The 15991-nt window shown below is 74.7% G+C and carries 12 protein-coding genes and 1 tRNA gene; 5 read left to right on the top strand and 8 right to left on the bottom strand.

What is annotated here, in order from left to right:
- Window positions 1–8 precede the first annotated feature (8 nt).
- The 3 genes from mshC to ACUJ8O_RS02095 form a co-directional block, all read right to left on the bottom strand.
- Window positions 9–1277: a cysteine--1-D-myo-inosityl 2-amino-2-deoxy-alpha-D-glucopyranoside ligase gene (gene mshC / locus ACUJ8O_RS02105; RefSeq protein WP_371506547.1), complete on the bottom strand. Its 1269-nt coding sequence runs from the start codon at window positions 1275–1277 to the stop codon at window positions 9–11.
- Window positions 1278–1341: 64 nt separating this feature from the next.
- On the bottom strand, window positions 1342–2175 hold the full coding sequence (locus tag ACUJ8O_RS02100) for an undecaprenyl-diphosphate phosphatase (RefSeq protein WP_159833155.1): 834 nt from the start codon (window positions 2173–2175) through the stop codon (window positions 1342–1344).
- Between the two features lie 69 nt (window positions 2176–2244).
- The gene (locus ACUJ8O_RS02095) at window positions 2245–2463 is read right to left on the bottom strand and encodes a hypothetical protein (RefSeq protein ID WP_036315190.1); all 219 of its coding nucleotides are present in this window, start codon (window positions 2461–2463) and stop codon (window positions 2245–2247) included.
- A 93-nt stretch (window positions 2464–2556) separates the two neighbouring features.
- Here ACUJ8O_RS02095 and ACUJ8O_RS02090 point away from each other — a divergent pair, with 93 nt between their 5' ends.
- Window positions 2557–2796, top strand: coding sequence for a DUF5703 family protein (locus ACUJ8O_RS02090; RefSeq protein WP_036315193.1), 240 nt, complete (start codon window positions 2557–2559; stop codon window positions 2794–2796).
- Between the two features lie 52 nt (window positions 2797–2848).
- Here the strand turns inward: ACUJ8O_RS02090 and ACUJ8O_RS02085 are convergent, their stop codons facing one another.
- On the bottom strand, window positions 2849–4174 hold the full coding sequence (locus ACUJ8O_RS02085) for a M20/M25/M40 family metallo-hydrolase (RefSeq protein ID WP_102708390.1): 1326 nt from the start codon (window positions 4172–4174) through the stop codon (window positions 2849–2851).
- 116 nt (window positions 4175–4290) lie between these two features.
- On the opposite strand from ACUJ8O_RS02085, the gene ACUJ8O_RS02080 reads away from it, so the two are divergent.
- Window positions 4291–4374: transfer RNA gene (locus ACUJ8O_RS02080), tRNA-Leu, on the top strand.
- Between the two features lie 85 nt (window positions 4375–4459).
- Entirely contained in the window at window positions 4460–7969 is a 3510-nt protein-coding gene (gene malQ, locus ACUJ8O_RS02075; protein WP_445373107.1) for a 4-alpha-glucanotransferase, read from the top strand.
- Between the two features lie 67 nt (window positions 7970–8036).
- Here malQ and ACUJ8O_RS02070 read toward each other — a convergent pair whose 3' ends face one another.
- The 3 genes from ACUJ8O_RS02070 to ACUJ8O_RS02060 are packed head-to-tail and all read right to left on the bottom strand — an operon-like array spanning window position 8037 to window position 11658.
- On the bottom strand, window positions 8037–8930 hold the full coding sequence (locus tag ACUJ8O_RS02070; RefSeq protein ID WP_144819790.1) for a MaoC/PaaZ C-terminal domain-containing protein: 894 nt from the start codon (window positions 8928–8930) through the stop codon (window positions 8037–8039).
- A 2-nt stretch (window positions 8931–8932) separates the two neighbouring features.
- A complete protein-coding gene (locus tag ACUJ8O_RS02065; RefSeq protein ID WP_144819784.1) occupies window positions 8933–10282 on the bottom strand; it encodes a 3-oxoacyl-ACP reductase in 1350 nt (449 codons plus the stop codon).
- A gap of 32 nt (window positions 10283–10314) precedes the next feature.
- Complete coding sequence (locus ACUJ8O_RS02060) at window positions 10315–11658, bottom strand: acetyl-CoA C-acetyltransferase (protein ID WP_036315208.1); 1344 nt, start codon at window positions 11656–11658, stop codon at window positions 10315–10317.
- Window positions 11659–11785: 127 nt separating this feature from the next.
- Between ACUJ8O_RS02060 and ACUJ8O_RS02055 the strand changes: the two genes are divergently transcribed.
- Together ACUJ8O_RS02055 and ACUJ8O_RS02050 are read left to right on the top strand one after the other, a co-directional pair.
- Window positions 11786–12499, top strand: coding sequence for a TetR/AcrR family transcriptional regulator (locus ACUJ8O_RS02055; protein WP_036315211.1), 714 nt, complete (start codon window positions 11786–11788; stop codon window positions 12497–12499).
- Window positions 12496–14619 carry an acyl-CoA dehydrogenase family protein gene (locus ACUJ8O_RS02050; RefSeq protein WP_445373106.1) on the top strand — a complete coding sequence of 708 codons (2124 nt, stop codon included), beginning with the start codon at window positions 12496–12498 and terminating at the stop codon, window positions 14617–14619. Before ACUJ8O_RS02055 ends, ACUJ8O_RS02050 begins: the two co-directional genes overlap by 4 nt.
- Before the next feature lie 79 nt (window positions 14620–14698).
- Here ACUJ8O_RS02050 and glgA read toward each other — a convergent pair whose 3' ends face one another.
- A complete protein-coding gene (gene glgA, locus ACUJ8O_RS02045; RefSeq protein WP_002855046.1) occupies window positions 14699–15895 on the bottom strand; it encodes a glycogen synthase in 1197 nt (398 codons plus the stop codon).
- Between the last annotated feature and the right edge of the window lie 96 nt (window positions 15896–15991).

Here is a 15991-nt window from a genome sequence, read left to right as displayed (position 1 = left end):
CGGCGGGGTCAGCGCAGGCGCAGACCCAGCAGCGCCGCCACGACGTCGACCACCGGCAGCGGGTCGGCGGCGGCCTCGGCCAGGCCCGGCAGGGTGCCGGCCGCCCATGCGTCGAGGGCCTCCAGCGCGCGGGGGGCGTCGAGGTCGTCCGAGAGCGCCGCGTGCACCGCGTCCAGCACGGCGACGCCAGCGGCGGCATGCGGTCCGTCCAGGGCGGCGCGCCAACGGGCCACCCGCGCCTGGGCGTCGGCCAGCACCTGCTCGGACCACTCCCAGTCCGACCGGTAGTGGTGCGCGAGGATCGCCGCGCGGACGGCCACCGGCTCGACGCCCCGCGCCCGCAGGCGGGAGACGAGTTCGAGGTTGCCGAGGGACTTGGACATCTTCTCGCCGTCCAGGGCCACCATGCCGGTGTGCGCGTAGGTGTGCGCGAGCGGCAGGCCGTCGACGGCGGTGGCGTGCGCGGCGGAGAACTCGTGATGCGGGAACCGCAGGTCGGAGCCGCCGCCCTGCACCGTGAACGGCGCCGGCAGGTGGGCCCGGGAGATCACGGAGCACTCGATGTGCCAGCCGGGCCGGCCGGAGCCGAGCGACCGCCCGTCCCAGGCAGGCTCGCCCTCGCGGTGCACGCGCCACAGCAGCGGGTCCAGCGGGTCGCGCTTGCCGGGGCGGTCGGGATCGCCTCCCCGCTCCGGGAACACCGCGGCCATCTCGTCCAGGCCCATCGCGGAGACCTGTCCGAGGCGGCAGTCGGTCGCGGACTGGGCCGCGCGGACGTCGAAGTAGACGTCCCCGTCGGGCTCGCCGTCGCCGCCCGGCACGCGGTAGGCCCGGCCCGCCGCCAGCATCGTCTCGACGGCGTCCACCACCAGGCCCACCGCCTCGGTCGCGCCGACGTAGTGGTCCGGGGCGAGCACCTCGAGGGCGGCCATGTCCGCACGGAACAGGTCGGTCTGCTCCTCGGCGAGCGCGCGCCAGTCGACGCCGGTCGCCTCGGCCCGCTCGAGCAGGGGGTCGTCCACGTCGGTCACGTTCTGGACGTAGGCGACCTCGAGACCGGCCGCGCGCCAGTAGCGGTGCAGCAGGTCGAAGGCCACGTAGGTGCTCGCGTGGCCGAGGTGCGTCGCGTCGTACGGGGTGATCCCGCAGACGTACAGCGAGGCGCGCTGGGCGTCGTTGCCCGGATGCCGGGTCCGTCCCGTGGCGGTGTCGTGCAGCCGCAGCCGGTCGGGGCGGCTCGGCACGGCGGGCGGGGCGGGGGTGCTCCAGGACTTCACGGGACTCCTCACATCGGGGTGGTTCGGCGGTGCCGGGCCGTCATGCCCGGCGGCGGGAGCGGGCTCAGGCGTTGATGACGCCCGCACCCAGCAGGGCGAACAGGACGCCGCCCAGGAGGATGCGGTACCAGACGAACGGCAGGAACGAGTTGGTGCTGATGAAGCGCATGAGCCAGGCGATGACCGCGTAGGCCACCACGAAGGCGATCGCGGTCGCGACCAGCGTCTCCCCCATGCCGTACGGGCCCTGCGTGCCGGGATCGGTGAGCGAGGTGTACAGCTTGTACAGGCCGGAGGCGAACACGGCGGGCACCGCCAGCAGGAACGCGTAGCGGGTGGCGGCGGGCCGGGTGTAGCCCATGGCCAGGCCGGCCGCGATGGTGCCGCCGGAGCGCGAGACGCCCGGGATCAGCGCGAGGGCCTGGGCCAGGCCGTAGAGGACGCCGTCCCGCACGGTGAGCTTCTCGAGCGGCTTGGTCTGACGGCCGAGCCGGTCCGCCAGGGCGAGCAGGACGCCGAACACGATGAGCATGGTCGCCGTGATCCACAGCGACCGGAACTCCGTGTCGATCCAGTCCTCCAGCAGCAGGCCCAGGACCGCGATCGGGATCGAGCCCACGATGATCAGCCAGCCCATGCGCGCATCGGGGTCCGAGTGCGGGATCCGCCCCGTGACCGCGGCGCACCACCGGCCGATGATGCGGGTGATGTCGCGCCAGAAGTAGATGAGGACCGCCAGCTCCGTGCCGAGCTGCGTGATGGCCGTGAAGGCCGCCCCCGGGTCGGTCGCGGAGGGCAGGAACTCGCCCACGATGCGGATGTGGGCGGAGGAGGAGATGGGCAGGAACTCCGTGAGGCCCTGCACCAGGCCCAGGATGATGGCTTCGATCCACGTCACGGAGGGTCACTGTACGCCACGGCCCCGGGTGGGAACCCGGGGCCGTGCGGTCCGTCACGAGCGGGACGGTCAGTCGTCGTCGTCCTCGTCGTCGAAGAGGTCGAGCGGGGTGACCTCCTCGGTGTCCGCGTACAGGGCGTCCTCGTAGGCCTCGAAGGCGTCGGCCACGGCGAAGAAGGCGGCTTCGACGGCGGGGTCGTCCTCGCCCCGCTTGTTCTGCGCGGCCACGAGGTGTTCGTTCAGGGCGGTGGTGAGGGCCTCGAGGGCCATGCGGGCGTCAGAGCTCATGGGTGAACGGTAACCCGGTGGCCGGTGACGCGGCCAGGGGTGGGCCGTGCGGGACCGGCCGCCGGACCCGACGCCGTCTGCCAGGATGGGCGGGTGCGTGAACAGCTGATGTCCTCGACCCTCGACGCGATCTCCCGCGGACAGAAGTGGGAGTACCTGGTGATGACGGTCGCCGCCCACGAGTCCCTCGCCGACGCCCGGCGGCGCCTCGTGGAGCACGCGGAGTACGGCCAATGGGAGCTGCAGCGCTCCGTGCACTACCGTGACGGGGCGCGCCGCTACTGGATGCGCCGCCGGGTGATGCGCGTGGCCTCGACCCTGCAGACCCTCTGAGGCGCGGGCGCGACGACGGCGCCCCGGCCGTCGTCGCCGCCCGCTGCCCGGATCAGCGCGGCTCCAGCATCCGCTCGAGCACCCGGCAGCCGAACTCGAGCGCGTCCACGGGCACCCGCTCGTCGATGCCGTGGAACAGGGACGTGAAGGCCAGGTCGGCAGGCAGGCGCATGGGCGCGAAGCCGTAGCCGGTGATGCCCAGCCGGGAGAGGGACTTGTTGTCCGTGCCCCCGCCGAGCATGAACGGCAGCACCTGGGCCTCGGGGTCCTCCGCCTGTAGCGCGGCGATCATCAGCTCCACCAGGTCTCCGGAGAAGGGGGTCTCCAGGGCGACGTCCCGGTGCTCGGGTGCGATGGTCACCTCGGGGCCGGCGAGCTCGGCGATCGTGGCGAGGGCGGACTCCTCCTCCCCGGGGATCAGGCGGACGTCCACGGTGCCGGTGGCCGAGGACGGGATGACGTTGTGCTTGTAGCCGGCGGTCAGCCCCGTCGGGTTGGACGAGGTGCGCAGGGTGCCGGCCACCCAGGAACGGGCCTGCCCGAGCGCGTCGAGCTGGGGCGTCGGGTCCGTCTCATCGAAGTCCACGCCCATGATCTCGGCCACCTGTTCGAGCAGCGCGCGCGTGGTCTTGGTGTACACGAGCGGCCACTCGTGCCCGCCGATGCGGGTCATGGCGCCGGCCAGCCGGGTGACCGCGTTGTCCGGGTGCGGGGCCGAGCCGTGCCCGGGGGCGCCCTCCGCGGTGAGGTTGAGCCAGGCGAGCCCCTTCTCCGCGGTCTGCACGAGGTAGGCGCGCGAGCCGTGCACCTCGGTGGAGAAGCCCCCCACCTCCGAGATCGCCTCGGTGCACCCGTCGAACACCTCGGGGTGGTGATCCACGACCCAGCGTGCGCCGTAGACGCCGCCGGCCTCCTCGTCGGCGAAGAACGCGACCGTCAGGGGTCGCCGCGGCCGGCGGCCCGTGCGGGCCAGGTGCAGCAGCACCGCGAGCACCATGGCGTCCATGCCCTTCATGTCCACGGCGCCGCGCCCCCAGATCATGCCGTCCTTGAGCTCGGCGCCGAACGGGTCCACGCTCCACTCGTCCGCCTCGGCGGGGACCACGTCCGTGTGCCCGTGGATGACGAGCCCCGGCGCCTCCGGATCCCAGCCCGGCAGGTGTCCGACGACGGAGACCCGGCCCGGCGCCGACTCGAAGAAGCGGGGGGTCATCCCCGCCTCGGTCATGAGCCGGGCGCAGTACTCCGCGGCCTCGGGCTCACCGACGGAGACGTTGCCCCCGCGGTTGGTCGTGTCGATCCGGATGAGGTCGCGGCAGATCTCCACGACGCGGTCCTCGGGGCGCGAGCGGGCGGGGTTCTCGATGTTCTCGACCATGGTTTTGAGCCTAGCCCGAACCCGTGCTATCTTTCTCGAGTTGCCTGGAGCGGGACGGACCGGACAGGACCGGAGTGCGGTGGGCGACGGAGCCTCTCCCAGGGCTCCACCGATGAGCGCGAGTGGCGGAATTGGTAGACGCGCAGCGTTGAGGTCGCTGTGTCCGCAAGGACGTGGGGGTTCAAGTCCCCCCTCGCGCACCGCTCGTCGAGCAGCAGGGCCCCGGTCGTCACGACCGGGGCCCTGCGTGTTCCCCGGCCCGGCGTCCCCTCTAGAGTGGTGTCCGTGCGACGGCAGGCGCCGTCGGTGGAACCGCACGACGGCATGGAGGACCCGATGGCCCTGGAAGCCCCCGCACTGCTGCATCGGCTCGCGCGAGCCCACGGGGTGCAGCCCGAGTACGTCGGGCAGGACGGCTCGGCCCAGACCGTGCCGGACGAGGCCCTCGTGAAGGTGCTCGCCGCTCTCGGGGTGTCGGTCCGTCCGGACGGGGTCGCCGCTCTGGCCGAGGCGCTGGAGGAGGCGGAGACGGCCCCCTGGCGGGACGTGCTCCCGCCCACCGTGGCCGCCCGGTCCGGCCACCGCCTGTCCGTGCCGTGCCACGTGGCCGCGGGCGAGCCGGTCGTGGCCCGCGTGCGCACGGAGGACGGGCGGACCCTCGAGGTGAGCGTGAGCGAGCCGGTGTCCGAGGTCCGCCTCGTGGACGGCGTCGAGCGCGAGCGCGTCCACGTGCAGATCCCCGCCGACCTCGCCCCGGGCTGGCACCGGCTGGAGGTGACCAGCGGCTCCGGCTCCACCGCCTCCGCGGTCCTGGTCTGCGCCCCGTCCCGGCTGAGCACGGCGCGTCCCTTCCTCGAGCGCCGCGGCTGGGGCGCGGCCGCGCAGGGCTACTCGGTGACCTCGGCGGACTCGTGGGGCATCGGCGACGCGGCGGACATGGCGTCCCTGGCCGAGATCGTCGCCCGGCACGGCGCCGACTTCCTGCTGCTGCACCCCCTGCACGCGGTCGAGCCCGGCCCCCATCCGGCGGACTCCCCCTACTCCCCCGTCTCCCGTCGGTTCCTCTCGGCGCTGATCGTGCACGTGCCCTCGATCCCCGAGTTCGCCGACCTGCCCGCCGCGGAGCAGGCGGAGCTGCGGTCGGCCGGCGCCCGCGTCCAGGCGGAGCTGGAGCGCACCGGCCGGATCGATCGGGCCGCCGTCGCCGCCGTCCTGTGGCCCGCGCTGCGCCGCGTGCACGAGGTGCCCCGCTCCCCCGAGCGCGAGGCCGCCTACGCGCGGTTCCGCGCCGAGGCCGGCCCGGGCCTGGACGACTTCGCCCTCTGGTCCGTCCTGCGCCTGGACGGCGACGGCACCGGGCCCGATCTCGCCGACCCGGCCTGGGCGCCGGGCGGGGTCGAGGCCGAGCGGGTCCGCGTCGAACGCGCGACCGACGTCGACCTGCACCGCTGGGTGCAGTGGATCGCCGCCGAGCAGCTCGCCGGCGTGCAGGAGCGGGCCCGGGCGGCCGGCATGCGCATGGGCGTCATGGTGGACCTGGCAGTCGGGGCGACCCGCGAGACCGCGGACGCGTGGATGCTCGGGGACGTGCTGGTGCCGACCATGTCCGTCGGCGCGCCGCCCGAGCTGTTCAACCAGCTGGGCCAGGACTGGTCGCAGCACCCCTGGCATCCGCGCCGCCTGGCCGAGACCGGCTACGCCGCGTTCCGGGACATGCTGCGCACCGTGCTGCGCGGCGCGGGCGGCATCCGGATGGACCACGTCCTGGGGCTGTTCCGCCTGTGGTGGATCCCGGAGGGCGCCGGTGCCACCCAGGGCGCGTACGTCGAATACGACCACGAGGCGATGCTCGCCGTGCTCACGCTCGAGGCCGAGCGGGCCGGCGTCGTCGTGGTGGGCGAGGACCTCGGCACGTTCGAGCCGTGGGTGCAGCGCCGCCTGGCCGAGGCCGGCGTGCTCGGCACGTCGATCCTGTGGTTCGAACAGGAGGACGGCGAGCCCACCCCGCCGGAGCGCTACCGGCGGCTGGCCATGGCGGCGGTGAACACGCACGACCTGCCGCCCACGGCCGGTTACCTCGAGGGCGTCCAGGTGGACCTGCGCGAACGGCTGGGCCTCTACACCGTGGACGTCGCCCAGGAACGCCGCCGGTCGGCGGAGGAGGTGCGCGCGTTCCTCGCCGCCGCGGCCCGGCGCGGGCTGCTCGCCGAGGCGGACGTGGACGTCCCCGACGCCGGCCCCGAGGTGCGCGAACGCCAGATCGTGGCCCTGCACCGCCTGCTCGCGCAGGCGCCCTCGGCCCTGCACAGCGTGGCGCTCGTGGACGCCGTGGGCGAGCGGCGCATCCAGAACCAGCCCGGCACCCTCCAGGACCAGTACCCGAACTGGACTGTGCCGCTCGGCGACGGCGCCGGACGGATGGTCTCCGTCGAGGACCTGGCGGACTCGGCGTCGGCGGCCCGGCTGTTCGACGCCGTGGACGCCGAACTGCGGGCGTCCGTGCCGGTGGGGATCGGGGTCAGCCTGCACACCTCCCCCCTGGCCCAGCCCGGCCGCGGCGACGCCGGCGGCATGAACGTCTACGTGCGGCAGGCCGCCGTGGCCCTGGCCCGCCGGGGCGTGCGGATGATCCTGCTGACCCGGGCGGAGGAGCCGGTGGGAGCGGATGGCGCACGGGTCCGGATGCTGGACGCCGGCGGGCAGGCCCCGCCGGTCACGGTCGTGGACCTCGCCGCCGGGCCGTCCGCTCCCGTGCCCAAGGAGGAGCTGGCGGGACTCGGCGCCGAGTTCACCCGCGCGGCCCTGGACTGGCTCGCCTCGGACGCCGTGCCGGGCGGTCCCGTCCTCGGTGGCGCGGACGCCCCGCCCGTCGCGTTCGTGCACGGCCACTACTGGCTCTCCGGGTCCACCGCCGCGGCGCTGGCGCGGGCGGCGCACGCCCCGTACCTGCAGACCATGCACACCACGGCGGCGGCGAAGATGCTCGAGGACCCCGAGCTGCGCGAGCCGGCCGCGCGGATCGAGGCCGAGCGCGAGGTCGCCGAGCGGGCCGACCTGCTCGTGGTCAACTCCGCCGCCGAGGTCGCCGACCTGCGCGAGCTGCTGGACGTGCCCCGCGCCCGCACCCGGGTGCTGCCCCCCGGGGCCGACCTCGAGACGTTCACGCCGGAGGGCGCCGCGCAGTGGCCGGGCGCCCCGGAGGACGACGGGGCCCTGCGCGTCCTGTTCGCCGGCCGCGTGCAGCGGCACAAGGGCCCGCACCTGCTCGTGGCCGCCCTCGGGGTGCTGCGCGAGCGGGCCGGTGGCGCGGGCGCCGACCCGGGGGTGCGCCTGCACGTGAACGGGGCCGCTTCGGGGGACGACGAGCTGGACCTGGCGGGCCTGGCCGCGCGGGAGGGGGTCGCCGACCTGGTGACGTTCTCCGGGCCGGTGCCCGCGCCCGCCCTGGCCGCCCAGTTCCGGGCGGCGGACGTCGTGGCGATGCCGAGCGCGTCCGAGACCTACGGCCTGGTCGCCCTCGAGGCACAGGCCTGCGGCACGCCCGTGCTGGCGCACCGGGTCGGCGGACTGGTCTACGCGGTCCTCGACGGCGTGTCCGGCCGCCACGTGACGGCGGGCACCCCCGAGGCGTGGGCCGATGCCCTGGCCGAGATCCTGGCGGATCGTGACGCCTGGGCGGCACTGGGGACCGGCGCCGTGCGCCACGCCGCCGGTCACTCGTGGGAGGCCTACGCGGACGGGCTGCTCGAGGCCGTCACCGCCGTGCCGCGGCGGTCGCCCGGGCTGGACGCCTGACCGCCCGAACGCACCGGCCCGCCGAGACAGCGAGTCTCGGCGGGCCGGTGCGCGGGCCCGGTGGCCGTCAGGACCCGAGCGGAGTGATCTCCCCGGAGAAGTGCGGGCGCCGGCGCCGCGCATCCCAGCCGCACACGCGCGTGCCGCCGTCGGGCCCGGGCTCGTAGCGGACGGCCACGGTGGTCGGCAGCACGACGGGCGCCTCGAAGTCGATGTGCCAGCGGAACCCGGCGCCGGCCGGCTCCCGGCCCTCGAGCATCCGGGCGGCCAGGAACATCCCGTGGGCGATCGCGCCCTTCATGCCGAACAGGCGGGCCGAGACGCCGGTCAGGTGGATCGGGTTCCAGTCCCCGGAGACGCCCGCGTACCGGCGCCCGGCCCCCGTGCCGAAGCGCCACTGGGCGGTCGGCGTCGGGGGCACGAAGTCCGGGCGGGCGGGCCGCTCGGGACGCAGGCCGGAGAGGTGGACGCCCTTGGCGAGGTACCGGGAGACGCCCTCCCACAGCAGTGCCTCCCCGCCGTCGTCGCCGGGCCCCTCCACGGTCACGACGACGTCCACCGCGGTGCCCGCGTGGTGCGGGACGAGACCCACCGCACGCGCGGTGACGCGCAGGGCGGTCTCAGCCGGGACGGGCCGGTGGTGCAGGACGGTGTTGCTCAGGTGCACCAGCCCGGGCAGGGGCAGCGGGAACTCGGGGTCGGCCATCAGCTCCATGGCGGCACCGAACACCTGGGTGTGCACCAGGACCGAGGGCAGGTCCGCCGGATCCGCGGACCCGACGGCCCCGCGCCACGCGGTCACGGCCTCGGCCGGGATGCGGTGGCCGGTCACGACCACCTGACGGTCCGGCAGCTCGCGGGGACGCCGGCGGCGGACGACGGCGTCCGTGGCGGCCTGCCCGGCGGCCCGGACGTAGAGGCGGGCGAGGGAGGGCGGGGCGGACAGCTGCGTGGTCTGCATCCTCACGCCCCCAGCTTCGACTGGCCGCAGACCCGCAGCGTGGCCCCGTTGGTGCCGCCTGCGGCGTCCGAGGCGAGCCAGGCCACCGTCTCGGCCACGTCCTGCGGCAGGCCGCCCTGCTGGAGCGAGTTGAGCCTCCGGCCCACCTCGCGCGTGGCGAGCGGGATCTTCGCGGTCATCTCGGTCTCGATGAAGCCCGGGGCCACCGCGTTGATCGTGCCCCCGCGGGCCGCGAGGACCGGGGCGGACGCCGCGGTCAGGCCGATGACCCCGGCCTTCGAGGCCGCGTAGTTCGTCTGGCCGCGGTTGCCCGCGATGCCGGAGATGGAGGCCAGGCCCACGATGCGCAGCCCCTGACCCGCCACGTCCCGGGCGTCCTCGGCGAGGAACGCCTCGTTCATGGCCAGCTGGGCCGTGGTGTTCACGGCGAGGACGGAGTCCCAGCGTGCGGCGTCCATGTTGGCCAGCATCCGGTCCCGGGTGATCCCGGCGTTGTGCACCACCGCGTCCATCCGGCCGTGCCGGGTGCGGCAGTGCTCGAGGATGCGCGCGCCGGCGTCCGGCGCCGTGATGTCCAGGGCCAGCGCGGTGCCGCCCACCTCGTTCACAACCTCGGCCAGCGCCTCGCCCGCCGCCGGGACGTCCACACCGACGACGACGGCCCCGTCGCGGGCGAGCGTCCGAACGATAGCGGCGCCGATGCCGCGGGCGGCACCCGTGACCACGGCCACCTTGCCGGCCAGCGGGCGCGCCGCGTCGGCGGGGACCGCGCCGTCGGCGGTGGCGACGGGCACGAACTGGCCGGAGACGTACGCCGCACGGCCGGAGAGCAGGAACGCCAGCGCGCCGGCCGCACCGGGGGCGGTGAGCGGCACACCCTCGCCCAGGACCAGGCCGTTGGCCGTGCCGCCGCGACGCATCTCGTGCGCGATGGAGCGGGTCAGGCCCGTCACGCCCTGGCGGGCGGCGCGCAGGGTCGGGTCCGTGGCGGCCTCGGGGTCCTCGAACACGGTCACCACGCGCGAGGAGGAGCCCAGCGAGCGCAGCGCGCCGCCGATCTCCAGCGCCACCGCGCCGAGGTCCGCGGGCGTGGCGACCCCGTCGAAGCACGCGACGATCGCCGCGTGGCGGGCGCCCTCCCGGGGGGCGTCGGCGACCTCGAGGCCCCACGAGGCCAAGAGGGTGCGGGCGTCCGCGGCTGCGGGGGTCGCGCCCAGGACGAGAACGGAGCCGGGCAGCACGGGGTCGCCGGGGGTGTGCCGGCGCAGCTCGACGGGCTGAGGCAGGCCCAGGGCGCCGGTGAGGCGGCGGCCCAGGGGCGAGGCGACGAAGGTGCCGTAACGGTCGGTCATGGTCGGTCCTCTCGGGTCGGGTCGGTCGGGGCTCAGCGGCCGCGGAGCAGGGCGACGATGCCCTGGCCGCCGGCGGCACAGACGGAGATGAGGCCGAGGGAGCCCTCCCCCTTCTCGTGCAGCATCTTGGCCAGCAGGGCGACGATGCGGCCGCCGGTCGCGGCGAAGGGGTGACCCGCCGCCAACGAGGAGCCGTGCACGTTGAGCCGGGCGCGGTCCACCGAGCCCAGCGCACCCGGCAGCCCGAGGCGCTCGCGGCAGTACTCCTCGTCCTCCCAGGCGGCGAGGGTGGACAGGACGGTGCCGGCGAACGCCTCGTGGATCTCCACGAAGTCGAGGTCGTCGAGGGTGAGCCCGTGCCGGGCCAGCAGGCGCGGGACGGCGTAGGCCGGGGCCATGAGCAGGCCCTCGTGCCCGTCGACGAAGTCCACGGCGGCGTTCTCCATGTCCACGAACTCGGCGAGCACGGGAAGCCCGCGCTCGGCGGCCCACTCCTCGGAGGAGAGCAGCACCGCGGAGGCGCCGTCGGTGAGCGGGGTGGAGTTGGCGGCCGTCATGGTCGCCTCGTCCCCCAGCTGGCGACCGAACGCGGGCTTCAGGCCGGCCAGCTTCTCCGGCGTGGAGTCGGGGCGGAGGTTGTTGTCGCGGGCCAGGCCGTGGAACGGGGTCACCAGATCGTCCATGTACCCGGCGGCGTACGCGGCGCCGAGGTTCCGGTGGGAGGCCGCGGCGAGCTCGTCCTGGGCCTGACGGGTGATGCCCCACTTGTGGGTGGTCAGGGCCTGGTGCTCGCCCATGGACATGCCGGTGCGCGGCTCGCCCGCACCGGCCGGCTCGGGCACGAGCTGCCCGGGGCGCAGCTGGGCGAGGGCGCGCAGGCGGTCCTTCATGGTCTTGGCGGTGTTCAGCTGCAGCAGCACGCGGCGCGCACCGTCGGAGAGCGAGACGGGTGCGTCCGAGATCGAGTCCACGCCGCCGCCGATGGCGGAGTCGAGCTGACCGAGCCGGATCTTGTTGGCCAGGGTGCCCAGGGCCTCCATGCCGGTAGCGCAGGCCACCTGGACGTCGGCGGCCGGGGTCGCGGCGGAGAGCGCGGAGCCCAGGACGGCCTCGCGGGTGAGGTTGAAGTTGCGCGGGTGCTTGAGGACGGCGCCGGCGGTGACCTGACCGAGGCGCTCGCCCTGGAGCCCGAACCGCGCGACGAGGCCGTCGAGCGTGGCCGTGAGCATCTCCTGGTTCCCGACCTCGGCATAGGCGGTGTTGGCACGGGCGAAGGGGATGCGGTTGCCGCCCAGGATGACGGCGGGGCGCAGCGCTCCACCGGCGACGGCGGGGCGGGAGGCGGTCTCGGACGCGGGGGTCTCGTGGTGGGTCATGACGGTCCTCTCGACGGCGGGCCCACCGCCGACGCGGCGGGGGCGTTGTCACCCCGGACGATACGGACGATACGGACGTCGGCGGGGTGGGTGACTGTGATCCACAGTACCTGATACGCTCGGTTTCGTGAATCCCGTCACGTCCACCGCCCGGGACGGTCGCAGCGTCCGCTGGGACCGGCACCGCGCCGAGCGCCGTCTGGAACTGGTCCGGGCCGCCCGGTCGGCCGTGCACGCCCTGGGCGCACACGCCTCGATGGAGGAGATCGCGTCCCACGCGGGCACCTCCAAGACCGTCTACTACCGCTATTTCGGCGACCGCGAGGGCCTGCGCCTGGCGGTGTCCGAGCGGGTCACCGCCCACATGGAGCGCCGCCTGCTCGAGGTCGCGGACGAACCGGTCTCCGAACCCGAGGCGCTGCGTCGCATGGTCGAGGTGTACCTCACGGTCGCGGCGACGTCGCCCGAGGTGTACGCGTTCGCCGTCGCCCCGTCCCCCGCCGCGGCCGAGGCCCCTGTGCTGGGCCCGTTCCTCGAGCGCGTCTACGCCATGCTCGAGTCGGGCCTGGCGCGCGGGATGGCCGCGCGGGGCCACGCCCCGGCGCCGGCGGACCCGCTCGCCCTGTGGCCGCGCGCCGCCGTCGGCCTCGTCCGGGCCGCCGCCGAGACCTGGCTGCGGACCCCGGCCGCCGGTCGCATCCCGGTCGAGGCGATGGCCCGCGCCATCGCCGACTGGCTGCTCACCGGCCTCATCGGCGCCGCGCCCGGCGCCGCCCTCGAACCCGCGGCGGCGGACGCCGTCCGCGCCCGCCCCCACTCACGAACAGGAGCATCGTCATGACCGTCCACGAGAAGCTCGCCCCCCAGTCCTCGACGCCCAGCACCGAGGTTCCCTCCGACGTCGCCGAGATCGCGCCCGAGCGGCCGACGCCCGGCTCCCTCGACGCCGCGGCCCTCGAGGAGGCCCTCCTCGGCCGCTGGGCCGCGGAGCGCCGCGAATCCCGCGAACTGGTCAAGGATCCCGCCCTGTGGCGCGACCCGCTGCTCGGCATGGACGAGCACCGCGCCCGCGTCCTGCGGCAGCTGGGCGTCCTCGTGGAGCGCAACGCGGTCCACCGCGCCTTCCCGCGCGAGTTCGGCGGCGAGGACAACCACGGCGGCAACCTCGCCGCCTTCGGTGACCTCGTGCTCGCCGACCCCTCCCTGCAGATCAAGGCCGGTGTGCAGTGGGGCCTGTTCAGCTCGGCGATCCTGCACCTGGGCACCGCGGAGCACCACCGCCGGTGGCTGCCGGGCGCGATGGACCTGAGCGTCCCGGGCGCCTTCGCCATGACCGAGATCGGGCACGGCTCGGACGTCGCCTCGATCGCGACGACCGCCACGTACGACGAGGCGACCCAGGAGTTCGTCATCCACACCCCGTTCAAGGGCGCCTGGAAGGACTACCTCGGCAACGCCGCGCTGCACGGCAGGGCGGCCACGGTCTTCGCGCAGCTGATCACCCGGGGCGTCAACCACGGCGTGCACTGCTTCTACGTCCCCATCCGGGACGAGGAGGGCGCCTTCCTGCCCGGCGTGGGCGGCGAGGACGACGGCCTCAAGGGCGGACTGAACGGCATCGACAACGGCCGTCTGCACTTCACTCAGGTCCGCATCCCGCGCACCAACCTCCTCAACCGCTACGGCGACGTGGCCGAGGACGGCACCTACTCCTCGCCCATCGCCTCCCCCGGGCGTCGCTTCTTCACGATGCTCGGCACGCTCGTCCAGGGCCGCGTCTCCCTGTCCCTCGCCGCCACCACGGCCTCCTTCCTCGGCCTGCACGGTGCGCTGGCCTACGCGGAGCAGCGCCGCCAGTTCAAGGCCTCCGACCCGCAGCGGGAGGAGGTGCTGCTGGACTACCAGAACCACCAGCGCCGCCTCATCGACCGCCTGGCCCGCGCCTACGCGGACGCCTTCGCCTCCAACGAGCTCGTCGAGAAGTTCGACGACGTCTTCTCGGGCCGCTCCGACACGGACGTGGACCGGCAGGAGCTCGAGACGCTCGCCGCGGCCGTGAAGCCGCTGACCACGTGGCACGCCCTGGACACCCTGCAGGAGGCCCGCGAGGCGTGCGGCGGCGCCGGGTTCCTCGCCGAGAACCGGGTGGCCCAGATGCGCGCCGACCTGGACGTGTACGTCACGTTCGAGGGCGACAACACGGTGCTCCTGCAGCTCGTGGGCAAGCGTCTGCTGACCGACTACTCGAAGGAGTTCGGACGTCTCAATGTGGGCGCCGTCTCCCGCTACGTGGTCCATCAGGCCTCGGACGCCCTCCACCGTGCGGGCCTGCACAAGGCCGTCCAGTCCGTGGCCGACGGCGGGTCCGAGCGCCGCTCGGCGAACTGGTTCAAGGACCCCGCCGTGCAGCATGAGCTGCTCACCGAGCGCGTCCGCGCCAAGACCGCCGACGTCGCCGGCACCCTCTCGGGGGCCCGGGGCAAGGGCCAGGCGGCGCAGGCGGAGGCGTTCAACACGCGCCAGCACGAGCTCATCGAGGCCGCCCGCAACCACGGCGAGCTGCTGCAGTGGGAGGCCTTCACCCGCGCCCTGGAGGGCATCACGGATGAGACCACGAAGACCGTCCTGACGTGGTTGCGCGACCTCTTCGCGCTGCGCCTCATCGAGGACGACCTCGGCTGGTTCGTGGCCCACGGCCGCGTCTCGAGCCAGCGCGCCCGGGCCCTGCGCGGCTACGTCAACCGGCTGGCCGAGCGGCTGCGCCCCTTCGCCCTCGAGCTCGTCGAGGCGTTCGGCCTCGAGCCCGAGCACCTGCGCATGGCGGTGGCCACGGACGCCGAGACCCAGCGCCAGGAGGAGGCCCACGCCTGGTTCACGGCCCGCCGGGCCGCCGGCGAGGAGCCGGAGGACGAGAAGGCCGTGCGCGCCCGCGAGAAGGCGGCGCGGGGTCGCCGCGGCTGACCGCGTCCGTCCCCGGACGCACCGGGCCCCCGTCACCTCGCGGTGGCGGGGGCCCGTCTGCGTGGTCGGCCGGGCGGGCTCAGCGCAGCACGGCCTCGTAGACCTCGATCGTGCGCTCCGCGATGGTCTCCCACGAGAAGTGCTCGATCGCGCGGGCCCGGCCGGCCTCACCCATCGCGCGGGCGCGCTCCGGGTCCTCCACGACGCGGGTGAGCGCGGCCGCGAAGTCGGCGGCGAACCCCTCCTCGTCCACGGGCGCCCCCGTGCCGTCGTCGACCTGCTCGAAGGGGACGAGCAGGCCGGTCTCGCCGTCCTGCACGACCTCCGGGATGCCGCCCACGGCGGAGGCGACGACGGCGGTGCCGCACGCCATCGCCTCGAGGTTGACGATGCCCAGCGGCTCGTAGACCGAGGGGCAGGCGAACACGGTGGCGGCCGTGAGGATCTCCATCACCTCGTGGCGCGGGATCATCCCCTCGATCACGACGACGCCCTGGCGGGTGCGCCGCAGCTCGGCGATCAACCCGTTCACCTCGTGCGCCAGCTCCGCGGTGTCCGGGGCGCCCACGCACAGCACGAGCTGGACGTCCTCCGGCAGCCGCAGGGCCGCACGGAGCAGGTGGGGCACGCCCTTCTGGCGCGTGATGCGGCCGACGAACGCGACGGAGGGCTTGTCCGGGTCGATTCCGTACTTCTCCAGTGCGGCGGTGCCGGTCTGCGGGGTCCAGACCTGTGTGTCGATGCCGTTGTGGACCGTGTGCACCTTTGCCGGGTCCACGTCCGGGTAGCAGGCCAGGATGTCCCGACGCATGCCGTCCGAGACCGCGATGACCGCGTCCGCCCCGAGGTAGGCCGTGCGCTCGGCCCAGCTGGACAGGGCGTAGCCGCCGCCGAGCTGCTCCGCCTTCCAGGGGCGCAGCGGCTCGAGGGAGTGCGCGGAGAGGACGTGGGGGGCCTCGTGCAGGAGCTTGCCGAGGTGGCCGGCCAGGTTGGCGTACCAGGTGTGGGAGTGGATGACGTCGGCGCCCTCGAGGTCCCCGAGGATCGTGAGGTCGGTGGCCAGGGTCTGCACGGCCCCGTTGGCGGCGTCGAACCCGGGCGGGTTCGGGTACGTCAGGACGCGGGCCCCGTGGTAGTCCGGGTCGCGCGGCTCGCCGAAGGCATGGACGCGGACGTCGACGCGGGAGGCGAGGACGCGGGTCAGCTCGGCGACGTGGACGCCGGCACCGCCGTAGATGGACGGGGGGAACTCTTTGCTCACGATGTCGATGCGCACGCCCCCAACCTAGTTCAGCCCGGCGGGGGTCGATAGTCTGGCGGCACGGATGCCCCGCACGCCCAGAGCACGCGTGCGGGTCGCGACGACCCGGCT

Source organism: Micrococcus sp. EWR3.9.1 (assembly GCF_052615555.1).
Note: the sequence above shows the minus strand (reverse complement) of the source record. Positions and strands in the feature narration are given on the sequence as shown.

What these genes read in the sequence shown, in the direction of transcription:
- ACUJ8O_RS02095 (WP_036315190.1), bottom strand. Translation starts at nt 2,463, where the DNA reads ATGAGCTCTGACGCCCGCATGGCCCTCGAGGCCCTCACCACCGCCCTG.
- ACUJ8O_RS02085 (WP_102708390.1), bottom strand. Translation starts at nt 4,174, where the DNA reads ATGGTCGAGAACATCGAGAACCCCGCCCGCTCGCGCCCCGAGGACCGC.
- ACUJ8O_RS02070 (WP_144819790.1), bottom strand. Translation starts at nt 8,930, where the DNA reads ATGCAGACCACGCAGCTGTCCGCCCCGCCCTCCCTCGCCCGCCTCTAC.
- ACUJ8O_RS02065 (WP_144819784.1), bottom strand. Translation starts at nt 10,282, where the DNA reads ATGACCGACCGTTACGGCACCTTCGTCGCCTCGCCCCTGGGCCGCCGC.
- ACUJ8O_RS02060 (WP_036315208.1), bottom strand. Translation starts at nt 11,658, where the DNA reads ATGACCCACCACGAGACCCCCGCGTCCGAGACCGCCTCCCGCCCCGCC.
- ACUJ8O_RS02050 (WP_445373106.1), top strand. Translation starts at nt 12,496, where the DNA reads ATGACCGTCCACGAGAAGCTCGCCCCCCAGTCCTCGACGCCCAGCACC.